This window comes from Bacillus paranthracis (assembly GCF_001883995.1).
GTDB classification, from domain to species: Bacteria; Bacillota; Bacilli; order Bacillales; family Bacillaceae_G; genus Bacillus_A; species Bacillus_A paranthracis.
Map to the genome: position 1 here is coordinate 44,152 of NZ_MACE01000068.1, position 17,942 is coordinate 62,093.

Below are 17,942 nucleotides of genomic sequence, written 5' to 3' on the forward strand. Positions count from 1 at the left end.
TACATGTACCTCCTCATATATCCTTATTTTCTACAAACTGGCCTTGCTCCATTTTGATAAGATGATCAGCCTTATGGAAGTATTGATCGTCATGTGTAATTGCAATGACACACTTCCCTTCATCTCTTAACATAGGAAGCAAATTGTAGTAGAAGAATTTGCGATATTCTGGATCTTGATCTGCCGCCCATTCATCAAATAAACAAATAGGTCGATCCTCTAAATATGAAACTAGCAAAGCCAAACGCTTCTTTTGACCTGTCGACAGTTTAGTCGTGCTGAATTCACCATCTTTGATTGTGACCTTATCCTGAATTCTAAGAAGCTCAAGCAAGCTTTGAATTTCCTGCTCTCTTCCATCAATATCTATACCATAGAGACGGTCAAAAAGATAAAAGTCGCTAAAAATTGCAGAATAGTATTCTTGGATTTGTTCTGGTGTTTTAGAAACGCCGTTAATGAGAGTTTCTCCTCGATCAGCCGGATAAAGGCCGGTAACAAGCTTAGCAAAGGTTGATTTCCCACTTCCATTCCCTCCAGTAATAAAGGTAATTTCTCCAGCCTTAAATTCATAATCAATTGGTCCAACTGAAAAATCTTCTCCGCTTGTACCTTTATATTGGAATTGGACTCCCTTTAAAGTGAGAATCACTTTCTTTTCAGGCGACGGTTCGACAGAAATACGGTCTTCTTTTTCTAATTCAGCGACCTCTTCCATTAAACTATTAATACGTTTCCAGCTTACTTGAATCTGCATAATTTGCGGAAAAGAATGCAGCAGATAGGTGACAGGGCCAATCATATAAAGGAAAATAAAAACATAATTGTACAGCAATTCACCTTGCATTTTGAAAATCAATGGAAAGAGAAACGCCACAAATCCAACAACCGACAATAGAATCATGTCTTCCATAATAAAAGCGTTAGCGAACTTTAGGTCAACCTTTGTTCCCTTTTTACGATAGTCGCTGCAAGCTTCTTCAAAATTTTGTTGGAATGCCAGTTTTCTTGCTCTATTTAGCTTCAACTCTTTGAATCCTGCCAACATGTCATTAATAAAACCAAAAAACTTATTTTGAATGTCCCTTGTCTCTTCATACAGTCTAGTTGCTTCCCCTGCAACAAATAGATTGATTAGAATAGTGACCACAACAACGCCCAAAGACAAAACAAGGCCCCAAAAGCTCAACATACCCAAATAAATTAGACAGAAAAACAAAGTAATTAAATTGGTCGCACCAGTAACTGCTAAATGCATGCCTTCACTAATTTTTTCTGTATCATTATTTAAACAAGCACTGATTTTTCCTTTCTCAAAACGCTCCATTCGTTCAAATGGAATTTGCAACGTTTTATCAATCAGCTTAACCCTTTTTTCATAAACTACTCGATTGGTAATTACAGCAATCCTTGTACGAATGTATCGTTCTGCAATGATATGAACAACCAACCCAATTAAAAAGGCATAGAATAAACCATTCGTAAAGTTGTCTTTCGTATTTAACGATTGATTAATGATGTATATGACAAACGTATTGCTCAACCCACTTACAGCCCCACTGATAATCATTAGCAGAAACTGTTCCTGCCCTTCTTTTTTATAAAATAAAGTAAGCGTATAGTAGAGAATATACAGACCTATCAATCCAATCGATAACCAATATACAATTGACATTTGTGTACTAACTGCTTGTAAATCGACAAACTCATATTTTAGCCACTTATAAGATTCATGAAGAACGTAAATTAAGGCCCCATATATAACAACTGCCACACCCAAAAGCAATCTATTCTTTGCCGATACAACAAGTGAACGCTCTTTTCTCAGAGCCTGTACAATGACTCTGTATAAAATAAATAAATTGATGCAAATAAACACGCCGATGACAAACGAAGCCCCTGTCAAGGCACGTCCAATATCTGCTAGTGATTGCTCACTGCTAAAATTCAACGTTATTCCCCCTTCAAAAACTCTAACTCTTTGTATTTTATTTCCTCTTTATTTCTCTCTACATATACAATGAAGGTTCCTTTTATTAATGCAAACACGCCTTGCTTTCTCACCACTTCCACCATTCAAAATGACAAGATTACCTGCTTAGATAATTTGAGAAATTGTATATATTGTAGCAAGCAAAAAACAAGTGCATTTTGATTGTTTCTGCAATTTTCATTTCCAAAATGGGGCTTAACTATACAAGATCCCTTACAACGAGTAAACTCCAAGATTATTTTTCTCTATCTATATTAATTAAATAAACAATTTTTCATAGTTCACTTGATATTTCCATTCCATTCAATTGTAGGGTGTTGAATCAAATAGGATGCATAATTCCCACAAAACCCAAAGTTATTGACAAGCACGCTAGATATGTTCGCAAATGCCTTTTCTTTCATAATATTTGCGGTAATTTTCGGATCAAGCTGATCTAAACCTGTTGTCGGCGGAATACATTGCAGCTTCAAGGCCAATAAAGCAGCTGCTGTTCCCAAAAAACCTGAACAACGCAACAAATGCCCACATGCTCCTTTATGAGAACTCACCGGTATACTGCTTCCATCTTCAATGGTTTCCACCAATGCTTCTGATTCGATCACATCTCCTTGCGGCGTTCCAGTTGCATGAGCATGTATATAATCTGGCTTATTGACCCCTGCCAGTTGGAGCGCTGTTTGAATAGATTTGACTACCTTTCCCTTATCTAGCTCAATCATATTTTGCTTTTCTCCACCTAATACACAACTGGCACCGTCAAGCCATGCCAACGGCTTATGTTTACGTTCTTTCAAACTATCCGCCGACTCTAATATAATGACTCCTGCCCCCTCACCGATCGTAATGCCATTTCTCTTGAGATCAAAGGGCTTTGCTTCAGTTTTTGTTATGGCTCTGACAATATCAAGTGAAGCAAAGTCATACTTATTAAATACTTCTGCACGTGCGATAAAGACCCTATCCAACTGGCCATGTCGAATCATGCTGTAGCCAATTGAAAGTGCTGTACCAATTGACGCACAAGCAGACGTCGGTCTAATGATGTTTCTTGTCTGAAATAAAGAAGTTGGAAGATGATGTTCAGGATCCATGATCCATTCATTAGCTTCATTTTCCATTGTGTCATTGTCCGGCCCTGTTACAACCGGAAGAATCAATCCCGTCCTGTGATGTTCTATCTTTTTTTCACTTAAACCAGCGATTTCTACAGCCTCTTTCATGGCAAATGATAAAAATTGTTTAGCGATACTTTCCTTAGAATGAAGAACATTCCCCTTTACCTGGCCAGCTATTTGACTCCTAAAACCACTTGCATCAAAACGGGTAATAGGCGACATAGCACATTCCCCTGAATATAACCCTTCTTCAAATGAATTCATTCCAAGCCCAAATGGAGAAACAAGCCCCATTCCACTAATGCCAATCCTATTCATATTTACAGCTCCTTCCACTGCCTTTATGTTAAACGACTTACACCTTGTCCTTTATTACTCTCGACGCAATGGTGAATCCATTCACTAAAACTTAAGTGTTCATCATGTTCGTTTTCCCATTCCCAGTTCCGTATTTCAAACAGAGGTTGGTAGTTTTGAAGACGGCATGCATTTGTTAAAGCGGCAATTGTAATCCGACCGGTGAAATTTTCATAGTCAGTTTCAGGTGCTCGATAAATTTCTGCCACTAACATTAGACCGGCCAGTCGGTCTACTAAAGCGTTATGCGCTAATCCAATTCCATACATTTTGCCACAGTAATCTGCAAACGTTGTAGAGGGTCCATTGAGACCAAGTTGTATGGCTGCTTGAGCAGTTGGAAGACTATTTTCAAAAGATATCGTCATGTGAGGCCTAACAGCCTTTTTTCCTTTTTCCAAAGCTTTTACGTATCGTTCAATATCAGGCCAAATCGCATTTGAAACATTGACAAACAGGCCAATATCATCATTAGAATGGACAAATCCTTGATGTGATAATTCAGTAATAATTTTATACAGTCCTTCACATAACGGTTCTACAGTCTCATCGTTAAATTTACTTTTTTGATATTGAAAGGGTTCTCTTTCAATTGGTATCTCATTTTTTGTGATCCATTGATAGCTCGGAACCCCGTTTATAACGTCGACTTCAATACCAATAAGAACAACTGAAGGTTCATTCTTCACTCAATCACACCCTTTGCTTGTTTTGTAAAACACATTTCCCTTAAAGCATTCCGGTCAATTTTTCCATTTGCCAGCATCGGAAATTCATCCAGTTGTTTGTAATAAAAAGGAACTTGTTCTTTTTCTAAATGCTTTTGTGCATAGCATTTTACATTTTTTGAGTTGATTTCACTTTTGTTTTTGCTAATGTATATGGCAGCGAGACGCACACCGTTGTTTTCATTATAAACACCAATAACGACAACGTCTTGAATTTCTTGAAAGTGGCGCAGCTTATTCTCGATATATTCAGGACTAATATTTTTTTCTTTAATCACAATAATATTTTTCGTCCGGCCTATAATTTTTACATAACCTTCCTCATTGATCTCTGCTAAATCTCCAGTATTAAGCCATCCTTCAGAATCGAGTGGATTTTCCTGTGAATTTGGACCAAAATAGCCCATCATATTGCTAGGGCTCCTAACAAGTAGCTCTCCCTTTTCGTTCAGTTTTAATTCCGTCCCTTCCAGTGGCCTTCCCACCGTTCCTATACAAAAATCATTCCATGCATTCAACGCCACATTGGGTCCAGCTTCTGAAAGCCCATATCCGTCGAGAATAGGACGTTTTATTAGTTCAAACCATTTTTCTGCGACAGTTTCAGGTAAGATTTCTCCTCCACATCCCCAGCTCCGCATGTTGGAAACTGCCTTTCGTTCATCCATGTCCTTACTGAAATGCTCAAGCATGATTTTGTAGAATGAAGGTGTTCCCTCAAACAAAGTAGCACCACTTTCTTTCATTAATTGCAAAACATACCGAGGCCGCAAATGTTCTGGAATAACCAGGTTCATTTTGCATGTTTCAATGATATTAATCAGAGTCAAGCCATAAGCTCCCCACAAAGGAACAGCCGCAAACATAATATCTCTTTCAATAAAGCCCATTCTTGTGATTGTTTGTTCACTTTGATATTTGATTCCCTTTTTAGACCAGATGACAAATTTAGGCATACCAGTAACCGATCCTGTCGTTCTGATAATAGCCCCGATTCCTTCTGGAAGAAGTGCCTTTTCAATGCCATCATAACGTTCAACACAAAAACCATGATCCGCCTCATAGCAGAAAAGCGGCACTTGAATCCGCGCAAGCTCTTTTTGAGGATTTTTCATCGCACCTGTCACGACTGGAATAATTCCCAGTTCACTACACCCTTTATAGGCTGCGTAAAATAGCAGCGGATCTCTTATTGAAAGAGCGACAGCCTCTTTCGACTCTATATGGTTAGCCTTCATTAAGAGGATGAATTTATTTGTTAAATATTGAATTTTATCTGTTTGATCTTGATGGCCGACACTCACTTTGTTTTTTAATCCTATCATGCCCTACACCCCATACTCCTGTTGTACTGTATATGGAATATCCGTTTTCCAGTCTATGCATATTTCAATTAAGGACAGTTTCCCCTGTTTACATTGCTCTTTAGCTTCACAAATAGCATTTTTGAATTCTTCTTCATTAGTTGGAGAATAAAAAGCTCCTTGAAGAGATTGAATCGCATGAGCCCATTGATGCTCTCTAAAATCACATCCAATAGAAACATTCATTTTTTGTTGATTAAATCGCGGCCACGAATAGCCTCCATTATTAATAACGATATAAATCATACCCAAACCCAGCTCGTATGCTGCATCTAATGCCCCTTTTCCCATTTCAAATGAGCCATCTCCAATAAACGTAATAATGGTGGATTCAGGCTGAGCTAATTTAGCTCCGATGCTTGCCCCCATTGGCACACCAAGGGCAGTTTGTTCGCCAGGTACAAGAGTTCTTCCCAATTGATTAATAAAAATAGGATAGGAATAGCCCCATATATCATGAAGTCCGTTATCCTGAACCAAAATGTTATTTCCTTCCATATTCTGTGACAATATATGATAAGCAGCTCTGACAGGGTGCTTTGAAAAATCGGATTTAGTCCATTCGCTAGTGAGCTGATATTTGACCCGCCTCTGTCTCTCTAGCCATGAATGTCGCTTTGATCCTTCATTCTCCTCATGTTCCAGCAGCTGCTGCACAGTTAAGGAAACGTCACCTAAGATGCTCACATCTTCATCAACGGACTTTCTCAAACTTTGGTAATCACAATCGATATGTATAAACAAATTTTCATCTGCAATATCTTTCCATCCCATTAAAGCTGTTTCTTCAAGTTGCGTGCCAAAAGCCAGAAAGACATCCCCTTCCCTCAATAATTCCTTTGCTTCTGGCAAAGCATAAAGACCTATATTGCCAAATACATGTGGATGCTGCTCATTCACAATCCCCCTACCAGAAGCAGTGGTAAACACGGCGGCCTGAAATTTTTCAGCCAAGGTCAAAAGAGATTGGCCTAACAAAGAATTATTTTGACAACCTCCTCCTGCGATAAACACCGGTCGTTTTGATCTCGTTAAAATCTCTGCAGTCAAGCTTATCTGTCTTGGATTTGGGCACATGACAATCGGCTCTTTTTGAATCAATGAAGAGGGCTGCTCATACCGCTGTTGCTCCAGATCATTTGGTATTTCTAAATAAACCGGTCCAGGCCTTCCATTTATAGCCATATGTACCGCTCTTTTTAGCGCCCACTCTGCTTGATCTTCGTGTTCAACCCTATACTGCCATTTTGTGATAGCTTTCATCAATTCGATACTGTTGAGTTCTTGAAAAGCTCCTGTTCCAATGGATGTTCTCGATGTCCCTGCAGAAATGATAATCAGAGGAACACACGCAGAAAAAGACTCCAACACTGCCGTTAATCCATTCACAAGTCCTGGACCCGGGCTTGTCGCATAAACGACCGGTTCACCTGAGGCTTGAGAATACCCCATAGCCATACTTGCTGCAATTCTTTGGTCTTTCGATGTATACACATCCATATTGGCTAAGTGTGCAGATTCTAGAAGACCTTCGCCTTCTCCCACCATAGCAAAGACCTTTTTAATATTTGAATTTTTTAATAAATATGCATAAAAATCCCATATAGAAGTGAACAAAAACAACTCCCCCTAATTTTTAATTAACCTGCATTATATATTGATTAAATACTCGGTTGACTTCTTTAGAAATTAAAATTGGCCTGCTTTCCATGCAGTCGTTGTATTTCACATAACTTGCCTTTGGACCATAACCACCAAAAGGCTGATGGCCACATTCCATATCAAAAAGTGTTTTGTTAAGGGCAACTGTATAATGTTTTTTTAATGGCCCGATTAAATCTGTATTCCCAAAAACAGATACACCAAATGACGATTCCAAGCGTTTTGCATCCATAAGCCAATTGAGTACCTCAGACGCATCATGATAGGAAACAACATTAAAAATCGGGGTAAAGTGCTCCTCATATCGCGGCATATCATCCATATCGGAAACCAAAACAGTAGGTTCAATCCAACTCTTATCTATATCCACTTGGCCTCCATATACAATTTTTTCTTGATAATCAGTAAGAAATATCTCAGCCTGCAGCACTAGCTCTTTATAATTACTGTTTTTGACCTTGTCACTCATTCGTCCAGACATTTTCATCTCATTTAACTGCTGCAACAAGCATTTGACGAACCTTTTTTTTTGACTTCTGTGGATAAAAAATAAATCCGGACACATGCAATCCTGACCAGAATTGAACACTCGAGCCTCTACAGCTTTTCCAGCAGCATATTCGATATCAGCTTCAGCGCCTATGAAAAAAGGATTCAAGCCGGAACCAAAAAATAGAAAGAGCGCGCCAGGATAGTCCTTTTGAACAGATAGGCTATTATGATAATTACCTGTAAATACCACCACTTCTGCATCAGATGTTTTCTTTTTAAATTCTGCATATCCAATAGGTTCAATTTTTACATTCAAATTAGAATATTTATTAAAAAAATTATGAATTTTTAACGTAGTAGAATGAGATAATGTGGACGGTCTTAAGAAAATATTTTTACAGTAATAGCTTGGAATAATTGCATATAAAATATAAGAATATAGAATAGAGTTAGTTGGATAGAAGATTGCTACTTTTTCAACTATATCTCTTTTCATATATTTCAGTTCCTTTGTTGCTTGCTCCAGAACATTAATGCTAGAACTAATTTCATACTCAGCACTTTCAATCGTGCTGACTTCCATAAGGATTGATCTTAATTCATCTTTATACTTTTTCATGTTACATATAATAAAACTCAGCTCTTCAAAAAACACATGATCCATAAGTATTTATACCTGCCCTTCGTTAGATTTTATAAGAATATACAGACATTAAATAGTAATAAATTCATGCTTTTAGGCTTGATACTAGACTAAAAGGCAGCCCTATATTGTTTTACTAAAAAATATAACAATAATGTGGTGTTTATATGGAAAAAGCAAATGGAAAATGTCATAATGCAACATAAAAAAGAAACAGTAAAGTATATTCTAGAGAACAATAAACCCGTGGCACAATTAATTCGAGAAACTGGATTAATTGTGAATCCCTTATATAGTTGAATTAAAAAGAATAGCGAACAACTTGAAGTAAATTTCTACCTCAGGTACTGAACTAAGAGCATTACAAAAGTAATTAAATAATCTCAAAGAGGAAAATAGAATTCTAAAAAAGGCGATGCACTAATTATGACATAGTACTCGATTAATTTAGAATTTATTCACCATCTTCGCTCCCAATATTGAGTGAAGAAGATCTGCAAAGTCTGAGAATTTCTAAATGTAGTTATTCCAAATGGCTATACCGACCAAAAACTTATGCGCAAAACATTTCAAGCCCCCAAGAATTCAACCAAATATATAGAAATATCAAAATTGAAAAAGAACAAGTGAGTATAGTATTCAGTATGCTTCCAGTGATTATCAAAACTATTAAAACAATATAAATTGATAGGCAACTTGAACCGCAAAAGAAACTATTACAATTAATGCTTGTATCACATACCTTCACCGCATTCTTAATCAAGAACTTGTTTATCAAACGAAGTATAAAACAATGAGTAAAGTAAAAAATCACTTTTTGAGTATATTGTATTCTTCTATAATTCAAAGAGAATCAACTCAGTATTTGGCAATCACACACCAATTGAATATGCAAAATGTATAGTCAGTTTTTCGTGATATAGAATTCCCTTCATAAAAAAGTTTAAAAATGGCATTTCTTTAAACTTTTTTATAAATGCCGTTAAGCGAAACAACGGTAGAATATCTGTGTTATCTCATTTTTATTATAACTAACTATAGAACCACCTTCCTCTACTTCAATAGAGTCTCCTTTTTGAAAACCAACGTACATACTAACGTTTAATAATTCAATTTCTACAGTTTGCTCTATCTATTTTCTACTTTTGTAATTTTTGATACTAATTCTTTTTGCTTTGAGAAACTATTAAATTATAGATTTTCATTTTAAGAATTAAGATTTTGAATTTCATCAATTCTAATAATTCATCTTTCAATAGTAGAAAATCCTACTCAGAATTTATACCTTGACTCAATACATTTTTATACGGGGTATTATTCAATGTATCGTTTGATTATACAGATACACCATTCATGACACCAACGATAGTTTCTAACATAGTTCCCAAATAATTTACTTCATTTTTCAATTCAGAGTTACTACATCACTATTTTTCCATATTATTACTTCAGCTCCATTAAATTAGCATATGTAGGTAATTTTGTAAACGAATTAATTGGAAATGAAGATTGAGAAACTTTTTCTAAACATCACATTTGTTTATATACATAATGACTTTATTTCAAAGCTAGATTTATGACACTATACAACTTTTTTATGATGTAATTTAAATAATGTTAGCAATCTTGTATCCCATTTATAATAGAAAACTACAAGACTATTAAATTATTTAACACTTATTATGAAATCTTTCGCAATATACTCTAAAATACCGGATGTATAAGTAATTCTGCCACTGTCACTTCTGTACAATGCTGTACGTTAAACCAACTTATAATTTTATCTTTAACCGTAGCTGCCCTTTTTCGATTAGCTAGAATGCCCCGCTGTAGATATTTATTTAATAATGCTAGATTAAATCGTGTATTTTCCTTAATAAGATGCTGCTTTGTAATTTCTTAATAACATGATTTATCTATTTCTTTCATGATACATAGCACAAGTAAATGTAATATTTTCAAGTAAACCTTCACTTGTTAATAACCTAAAAGAATTAGACATCTAACAAATTAAACATAAAAAGATCATTATAATTCCTTCATCGCGATCTCCTTTAATTTTTCAACAATACGCTCTAATTCATCTACATCTTTTGATGTAAGTCTGCTGTAAATTTTATCTGAGACTTGCTGTTTTACATAATCTTGCTTTGAAAAATACTCCACTCCTTTTTCATCTAACGTTATAAATATTTCACGTCGATTTTGTAGATTAATTTCTCGTTTGATATATTGATTCTTTTCTAATTTTGCAATCAGTTGGCTAACTGCACTAGAGCTTATATTCATTTCCATCGCAATTTCGCCGACCGTACTGCGCTTAGCCACGTACACAATATCTAATACAACCGCCTGTTGTGTTGTAATACCGATATTTAAATATTGTTTATAATGTTTAAATATCAGACGGTCTATTGTATATGTAGCTTCATTAATACGCTTAACTTGTTCATATAAAGACAAAAAATCACCCGCTAATACGTTAGATAACTAATATATTAAGCAACTAATATGTTAGATAACTAATATGTTAGCAGGTGACTTATAAACCGTCAATCTTTATTATTTCCCTTAAAAGAGTTTTATCATTTTTGTACCATATTTACTTATAATAATGGATTTTGGTGCAAATACATGAAAAAGATTACAAATGCTAGTAGATTCCTAATGGTATCGAAACCTATACTGTAAGTTCAAACTTTTAATGAATGAACACCTCCCACTTTTGGATAGACTAATCCTGCAAATCCATCTGTTCTTTTTTGATCATATGGATAACTTTGAAAATTCTGTTGAAAAGTTGTCTAACTGAGGCAACACTCTAGAAAAAGGCAAAAGGAGAATTATACATGTGATATTTTACTTATTCCCCGAAAGAACTCTCCTTCCTCAAGCGTGTGAAGGGCGTAACCCAACGATAGATGGGAGCTGAATTTCGTTTTGGCAAAGCCAAAAACTTTTGATAAACAAGCTATATAAAGTTCTTTAATAACTTGATATAAGAGGTTATAGGAAGAAAATAGAGTGCTAAAACTAAGCCATGTGGTTCCTTTGTAAAATATCAACCTTACCACAAGAGCGTCCATGCATTGGAAATCTAGGTGTAATACCCCGAAGTATCGCTCAGGGAATCGAAAGGTTAATTTCTTTGTAGAACTGAGAAGCTCCCACTTCAAGCTTTGCTAAGTGGCGAGTAGTTCACAACAGAACCTTCCTGACCAAATCAATTAACTTTTTGATATGGTATTTCAATACCTTCATCGATAAATAAATGCTTCGCATCATCTACATAACTCATCGTATTACGTATCCAATAATATGACTCATCTATTTTAAAAAGTGGGACAGACAACTGATGTTCAAATGAAATCATAAATTGTACATCCTTTTTAATTGTAAATCTTGTGCCAAGTCCATCTGCTAATTCATAGCAACCCGTAATATCATCTTTAATAGTGAGCGGTAAAGTCATCACATATTTTGGTGCTTCTACAGCATATTGTATTCCCATTAAGTAATTCATAATTTCTTGTTCATATTGAGGAAACACTTCTTGATTCGTCGCTAACACAATTACTTCCCCTGTAGATATATTTATAAAAGCTTGTGCTGAGCAACCAAGCCATCCACCTGTATGACCAACCCACTCATTTTGAATGATAAAGCCATAACTATAATTATTAGTGACTTCTGTCGGTGTTAACATAAATTGAACAATCTCTTTGCTAATGTACTGCCCTTGCCAAAATGCTTTTAAAAACTTCGCTACCTCTGCGACTGTTGCATAAATACCACCGTCACCATATTGATCATTATATTTTTCGATTTCGTGTAAATATGGGTCATCAAGCACATTTTTATATTGTTGCTTCTCATAATTAAACGTTTGACCTTGCGCTACAGATTGCTTTATAGGTTGTGTGGTCATATGAGTAAGATTTAATGGCTCTGCAATATATTGTTGCAAATACGTTTCATACGATAAACCACTCACTTTTTCAATTATTTTGGCAAGTAAAACATAATTTGTATTACTATAAGACCAATGCTCATTTGATGTATTTTGTGGTAGCACTCCTTCGATAAATGTTTCAACACTTATTGTTAAATCGTCTGTGATATACTCTGGAATACCAGATGTGTGTGTAAGTAATTCTGCAACTGTTACTTCTGTAAAATATGGTACGTTAAACCAACATGTAATTTTATCTTCTAACTGTAGCTGTCCTTTTTCGATTAGCTGAAACGTCATTACCGCTGTAAACATTTTACTTAATGATGCTAGATTAAATTGTGTATTTTTGTTAATAAGGTGCTTCTTTTCGAGTTCTTGACAACCATGAAAATACTGCTTGATTTGACCGTTTTTTTCATAATAAACTGCACCGTTAAAAGCGATAGTTTCAAGTAAACCCCTCATACTTTAGCCCCCTAAACAAATTAGATATCTAACATATTAGGCATGAAGGGATTTTTATAATTCCTTCATCACAATCCCCCTTAATTTATCAACAATTCTTTCAAATTCGTCTAGCTCTTTTGATGAAAGTTTGCTGTAAATTTTATCTGCAATTTGCTGTTCTACATAATCTTGTTTCGAAAAATACTCTAATCCTTTTTCATCTAACGTTATATATATTTCACGTCGATTTTGAAGATTAATTTCCCTTTTAATATATTGATTCTTTTCCAATTTCGCTATTAATTGGCTAACTGCGCTGGAGCTTATATTCATTTCAATCGCAATTTCACCGACCGTAATACGTTTCGCTAAATATACAATATCTAATACAACTGCTTGTTGTGTTGTAATGCCAATATTTAAATATTGCTTGTAATGTTTATATATCAAACGGTTTATTGTATATTCAGCTTCATTAATGCGTTTAACTTGTTCATATAAAGACAAAAAATCACCCACTAACATGTTAGATACCTAATATATTATCAAGTGATTTGTTAAACGTCAATCATATGTCAACCTTTTTGCGTTTCTTTGCATGCGTGAGCCTATAGGGATAGGAAATGATTGAATACAAAGCGAAAACAACCGATCGTTTTATTGATTAGAATAGCTTGTGCTTAATTTGGATAGATACGAAACTTATAGGCTTTATTAATCATCAGTTAATTCACATCCATTTCGGTGTATGACTATTATGCACCAAACACACTCTCGATAGATAGTGAAGTTACACTTTCTGTATGTCCAACAATTAAGATGGCTTCCTGCCATCCCTTGTTCGAAGCCAATAAGATTAACAAAGATGAAATTAGTTTAGAAAAAGATGGGAAAGATCCAATTGTATTTGGAGTAAATAAAGATGGTGATGAATATAAATTTAAGGCAACGACTTCAGCTATTAAAAAGAAATTTGGAGATTTGACTTTATCACCAAGTAAATAGCAAATGAAAAGTCGACAAAAAACTCTGTAATAATTTTAAAGAGTTTTTTGTTTGGAATTTATTTAAGTAATTTTTACGCTGATACATATTAGTAATATTGTTGGTTTGAAATAAATTTTCAAAACGATTAAACTTTATTTCAAATCCACACCTCTTTCGTCTTTTACCTCATTACTTGTAACAAAATTATTACCCTATAAGAATATTGTAATTAAAAATAAGCATAAAAAAGATTCCTTTTATACAAAGGAATCTAGTGCTTCAGCTTTTTTTTATAAACAGTTCGACTTTATTTCAAATTTATTTCTGTTTCTCTACTTCTAATTTGTTACCTTTACTATCTACCATTCTTAAAGAACCTGCTCTCAAGAACTCAACAGTATAATCTACTACCGCATTCATTTGTCTAGCATCTATCTTCTTACCGTCCTTAACAAACTCAGTAGGAATCAAAGTTACTTTATTACTGTCTTTATTGTATAACCATGTTCCTGTCATATGATTGTCTTCATAAGAAGAGTTACCAGTGTCATCATAAGCCGTGAATGACTTATCTTGTCTAAAGTCTAAACCCTTACGAAACTCAGAACCTTTGTAACTCCCCCAAGAACCGATTAACTCGTTACCGTCTGCGGATATTTGTACGTTACCATTATCAGAAGTATTTGACGACTTAGAGTCGGTCTTCGTATCTACATCGAAACCTAAGGCTTTTGCTTCCTTCTCATTATGGGATTCAATAGGGTCGAATCCTTTATGCCAGTACTTGTTACCCTCATTAATCAAGTCCATTGACTTTTTAGACTTTTCTCTATCTTCGTCTGTTACTTTTCCTTTACCCTCCATAATTTCTACTTGAAGTGCATAGGCTTCACTATAACAGTCTACTGCTTTTAAAATCTCTTTATGAGCGTCTTCAAACTCTTTTGGTGGGTCTATCTTCTTAAACTTAGCGATAATCTTTTGCAACTCAGACTCTTCTTTTAGAATTTCTTTCTTTAAGTCAGTTTCCTTTTTAGTTTTATCCATAGCTATCTCAGTTATTACTGTAATTTTCTGCACTAACTCAGAAGATAAACCAGTCATTCGAGTTGGATACTTCTCTTTGGACAGCTTTTCTTTCGTTTCTGATTTAGATTCTACTTTTTCTTTTGGCTTTGCGTCTGTTTTATCGGTACCACAACCTGCTAATAGCATGAACGGTATCACAAACATTACTAGTTTCTTTGCTTTCACTATGCCCCATCCCCTTAGAAAAAATCGCATTTAATTAACATATTGTACCATAACATAATTTGTATAAATATGATAGAAAGTTTATCCATCATTAATTAAAATGTAGACTCTACATAAAAAAAGCACTTGAACATTAAATAGCTGTTCGAGTGCCTTATTTCTTCCCTATTTTTCATGTAATTTTAAAAAGAGCGTCCAATTAAAGTTATGTCAATTACAATAAGTGAAAAGAAAAATATATATTCAATCATACTTCCTGTTCTTGTATATATCGGAAATCTTATTTTCATTTTCAAAGGATAAAGCAATTGAATCCCACTTGGAGTAAGGGCATCTAACACTAGATGACTTAATACCCCAATAAACATTCCTATATATATCATGGGGTACTGGGGAACTAGGTACTTAAGAAGTGCCGTTATACCAAACAAAAAGATTAGACTGTGTGTTATTGTACGGTGACCAAAAGTTTTATTGATACCCCAAGATAATAAAGGTATTTTTCTTCCTAAAGTGGATCCTTGATGACAAATATCTGGTATTAATGCCCCAATTATTGATGTGGCCGTTAATAAATATGGATCATCACCTATTCCCGCATAATTATGTGCAATTAAAGCCAATGCTGCTCCTGCTGCTACATGTGTCGGTCCTCTCAAATATATCCTCCTTTCTATTATTCAAGCTTTATCTTAACAGTTGGCGAAAATATAATATCCTTTCACCCAGCGTTCTTTTAACCATCTCATTTTATATTCTAGGCTTGGTGTATAAGTTGCTGCAGAATCCATTAAGTTATATCTATCTAAAATCTCCAAACATCTATTAGGATTCGTTAAAGTATTTAGAAATTCCAAATCCTCGCTTTCGAGAGACTTCCATACAATTCCTTTAAAATTAATTGGCAGCAGTTCTAATATCATATCTCTATCCAAACCTGATGTTTCTAAGAAATTCTGAAGATGGGAGAGAGATAAATAACTCCAGTTTGTACTTTGGTACTCTTCTTCTAAAAATGTATATAGATCTAAGTCATTACAATTTAATTCATAATTCTTTATTGCTTCTATTCCCCATTTCATCTCATTCCCTCACAATCATTATGCCCAAAATTGCCTAATAAGTATGTTCACAAATTTCTACCAGTTACTCTTAAACATCGTAATGGGCTTCCCTTTTCCGTCTTTTCACATAATGAATATATAGGTAACACGAACAAATCATATTGATTATCATTGTAGATAAACTATAAAACACATTGATTCCTAAAACATCACAACATAATAAAGCAACCATGCTTAAAACATAAAAAAATAATAATCTATCAAAAATAGACAAATGTCATTTCTCCCTTTTTTTAAGATTAGTATTATGCAAATGTTGCTTTTTATAATTTCTCCTCACTCTTCCCCAAAACAAAATTCCTAGATTAAACATTATTGCTATAACTATCATGAGAATTGCATACAAAACTAGATACACTTTTCTACAGATCCCCCCCTTTAATTATAAATATAAAAATAACTCTTTATCTAACAGGTTACTATCGGTAACTTGTCCTTCACTTTAAATATATACAAATGATTCTACGAAACTAAGTGACAGTAAAAAAACAGCAACCAATTCTCAATTCTTAAAAAGAACTAGGCGTAAATGTCAAAACTAGGTCATTTTTAATTATCCTGCTCTTCATTGTGCTAAGGTCAATAATCTTTATAAGAAAATTTTATGATTTTATTCATAGATATTAAATTCTGAGAAACTCGAAAACAATACTTTTTCCCGAAGAAGTCAATAGAAAATTGTTGAGAAATATTTTTCTAGATACCTAAATATTAACAATTTTGATACAATAATGAGAAATCGCACAATATATAATAGGAGGGTTTTATATGGGAGCAGCAACAGTAACATTAAGTGAAATTACAGAGCTTTTAAGTAACTGGCATGACTCTATACGCGAACTTGATCATGAACAATCAACTCATTTGTTTGGAGAAATAAAAAATAAGATTGATAAAATTGAGGAAAACCAAAACGTGCTTTTATACTACTCTTTATTAGAGTTTAGACATAATATGTTAAACAAGGATTATGAAGGCTCTAAGAAATCTCTTGAAAAAATTGAAGATTTTAATAAACCAAGTGAAGAACTTTTGAATTACTACTATAACTTCTTTAAAGCAATTCATAACACAGAAATTGGAGAATATAAAAAAGCTGGTGAGTATTTCGATAAAGCCAAACAATTAATCGCAAATATCCCTGATGAGATTGAAAAAGCTGAATTCTATTATAAAGCAGCAGCTTTTTACTATCAGGTAAGACAACCTTTAGAAGCAGTTAAGTATGCAAACCGTGCTTTAAAATTCTTCGAACCTGAAACAGGATATGAACTTAATATAGCAGCTTGTAATAATATCCTTGGTTTAACATGTACATCACTTAAACAATATGAATATGCGGAAGAATATTTTATTAAGGCTTTAGATATCGTTACAAAAAAACACAATACCATGTTAGGTCTTAAAATTAGACATAATTTAGGTTTTCTATATGCTGAACAGGATCTTTCAGAAGCAGCTATACGAAACTTAACAACAGCTATTGATACTCCAGAAAAGAGTTATAAAGCTATTTTCCTTATTGCTAGAGAAAATTACAAACTTGGAAATACAGAAGAGTCATTAAAATTTATTGAAACTGGGTTAGAAGCATGTAATCGTATCAATAACACGGAATATAAACACCACTTCTCAATATTAAGCGCACTAAACTCAAAAGAATCTACAGAAAAGTCAGAAAATATAATCTCAGAAGGAATTCAATACTTTGAACAAGAAGGTTTATTAGGGTTCGTTCATGACTATTCGAAACAATTGGCTTTAAAATTCTACTCATCTAACCAGCAAGATAAAGCAAACCAATATTTCTTTAAGTCA

General features: G+C 34.2%; 14 protein-coding genes and 2 pseudogenes. 3 read left to right on the forward strand and 13 right to left on the reverse strand.

Annotated elements, in window-relative coordinates; all coding sequences use genetic code 11:
* Positions 1-13: 13 nt before the first annotated feature.
* The 6 genes from BAQ46_RS23915 to BAQ46_RS23940 form a co-directional block, all read right to left on the reverse strand.
* Complete coding sequence (locus BAQ46_RS23915) at positions 14-1,951, reverse strand: cyclic peptide export ABC transporter (protein WP_001011810.1); 1,938 nt, start codon at positions 1,949-1,951, stop codon at positions 14-16.
* A gap of 323 nt (positions 1,952-2,274) precedes the next feature.
* The gene (locus BAQ46_RS23920; RefSeq protein WP_001079735.1) at positions 2,275-3,429 is read right to left on the reverse strand and encodes a beta-ketoacyl-[acyl-carrier-protein] synthase family protein; all 1,155 of its coding nucleotides are present in this window, start codon (positions 3,427-3,429) and stop codon (positions 2,275-2,277) included.
* Between the two features lie 23 nt (positions 3,430-3,452).
* Entirely contained in the window at positions 3,453-4,157 is a 705-nt protein-coding gene (locus BAQ46_RS23925; RefSeq protein WP_000787316.1) for a hypothetical protein, read from the reverse strand.
* Positions 4,154-5,521: a class I adenylate-forming enzyme family protein gene (locus tag BAQ46_RS23930; RefSeq protein WP_000579674.1), complete on the reverse strand. Its 1,368-nt coding sequence runs from the start codon at positions 5,519-5,521 to the stop codon at positions 4,154-4,156. The genes BAQ46_RS23925 and BAQ46_RS23930 overlap by 4 nt, the downstream gene beginning before the upstream one ends.
* 3 nt (positions 5,522-5,524) lie before the next feature.
* On the reverse strand, positions 5,525-7,177 hold the full coding sequence (locus BAQ46_RS23935) for a thiamine pyrophosphate-binding protein (protein ID WP_000495213.1): 1,653 nt from the start codon (positions 7,175-7,177) through the stop codon (positions 5,525-5,527).
* A 19-nt stretch (positions 7,178-7,196) separates the two neighbouring features.
* Positions 7,197-8,378: an aldehyde dehydrogenase family protein gene (locus BAQ46_RS23940; protein WP_000350127.1), complete on the reverse strand. Its 1,182-nt coding sequence runs from the start codon at positions 8,376-8,378 to the stop codon at positions 7,197-7,199.
* A gap of 792 nt (positions 8,379-9,170) precedes the next feature.
* Here BAQ46_RS23940 and BAQ46_RS31765 point away from each other — a divergent pair.
* Positions 9,171-9,275: pseudogene (locus tag BAQ46_RS31765) on the forward strand (hypothetical protein); the annotation flags it as partial.
* Between the two features lie 1,110 nt (positions 9,276-10,385).
* Here BAQ46_RS31765 and BAQ46_RS23945 read toward each other — a convergent pair.
* From BAQ46_RS23945 to BAQ46_RS23965, 4 genes and pseudogenes are all read right to left on the reverse strand, one after another.
* Positions 10,386-10,820, reverse strand: coding sequence for a MarR family winged helix-turn-helix transcriptional regulator (locus tag BAQ46_RS23945; protein ID WP_000061085.1), 435 nt, complete (start codon positions 10,818-10,820; stop codon positions 10,386-10,388).
* A gap of 760 nt (positions 10,821-11,580) precedes the next feature.
* A complete protein-coding gene (locus tag BAQ46_RS23955) occupies positions 11,581-12,777 on the reverse strand; it encodes a serine hydrolase domain-containing protein (RefSeq protein ID WP_001214684.1) in 1,197 nt (398 codons plus the stop codon).
* Between the two features lie 54 nt (positions 12,778-12,831).
* Positions 12,832-13,266 carry a MarR family winged helix-turn-helix transcriptional regulator gene (locus tag BAQ46_RS23960; RefSeq protein WP_000061082.1) on the reverse strand — a complete coding sequence of 145 codons (435 nt, stop codon included), beginning with the start codon at positions 13,264-13,266 and terminating at the stop codon, positions 12,832-12,834.
* Between the two features lie 104 nt (positions 13,267-13,370).
* Positions 13,371-13,481: pseudogene (locus tag BAQ46_RS23965) on the reverse strand (helix-turn-helix domain-containing protein); the annotation flags it as partial.
* A 115-nt stretch (positions 13,482-13,596) separates the two neighbouring features.
* Between BAQ46_RS23965 and BAQ46_RS30810 the strand changes: the two are divergent.
* Positions 13,597-13,764 carry a hypothetical protein gene (locus BAQ46_RS30810; protein WP_000460998.1) on the forward strand — a complete coding sequence of 56 codons (168 nt, stop codon included), beginning with the start codon at positions 13,597-13,599 and terminating at the stop codon, positions 13,762-13,764.
* 300 nt (positions 13,765-14,064) lie between these two features.
* Here BAQ46_RS30810 and BAQ46_RS23970 read toward each other — a convergent pair whose 3' ends face one another.
* From BAQ46_RS23970 to BAQ46_RS23980, 3 genes are all read right to left on the reverse strand, one after another.
* Positions 14,065-15,000 (reverse strand): DUF7018 domain-containing (lipo)protein, encoded by a 936-nt coding sequence (locus BAQ46_RS23970; protein WP_000644825.1) that lies wholly within the window; start codon positions 14,998-15,000, stop codon positions 14,065-14,067.
* A 182-nt stretch (positions 15,001-15,182) separates the two neighbouring features.
* Positions 15,183-15,659 (reverse strand): metal-dependent hydrolase, encoded by a 477-nt coding sequence (locus tag BAQ46_RS23975; RefSeq protein ID WP_001214880.1) that lies wholly within the window; start codon positions 15,657-15,659, stop codon positions 15,183-15,185.
* Positions 15,660-15,692: 33 nt separating this feature from the next.
* Positions 15,693-16,082, reverse strand: coding sequence for a hypothetical protein (locus tag BAQ46_RS23980; RefSeq protein ID WP_000870988.1), 390 nt, complete (start codon positions 16,080-16,082; stop codon positions 15,693-15,695).
* A gap of 810 nt (positions 16,083-16,892) precedes the next feature.
* On the opposite strand from BAQ46_RS23980, the gene BAQ46_RS23985 reads away from it, so the two are divergent.
* The coding region (locus tag BAQ46_RS23985; protein WP_071742937.1) for a Rap family tetratricopeptide repeat protein at positions 16,893-17,942 on the forward strand (1,050 nt) is incomplete at its 3' end.

Coding starts and splice junctions, on each gene's coding strand:
- BAQ46_RS23920 (WP_001079735.1), bottom strand. CDS start 3,429: ATGAATAGGATTGGCATTAGTGGAATGGGGCTTGTTTCTCCATTTGGG.
- BAQ46_RS23955 (WP_001214684.1), bottom strand. CDS start 12,777: ATGAGGGGTTTACTTGAAACTATCGCTTTTAACGGTGCAGTTTATTAT.
- BAQ46_RS23930 (WP_000579674.1), bottom strand. CDS start 5,521: ATGATAGGATTAAAAAACAAAGTGAGTGTCGGCCATCAAGATCAAACA.
- BAQ46_RS23940 (WP_000350127.1), bottom strand. CDS start 8,378: ATGGATCATGTGTTTTTTGAAGAGCTGAGTTTTATTATATGTAACATG.
- BAQ46_RS23980 (WP_000870988.1), bottom strand. CDS start 16,082: ATGAAATGGGGAATAGAAGCAATAAAGAATTATGAATTAAATTGTAAT.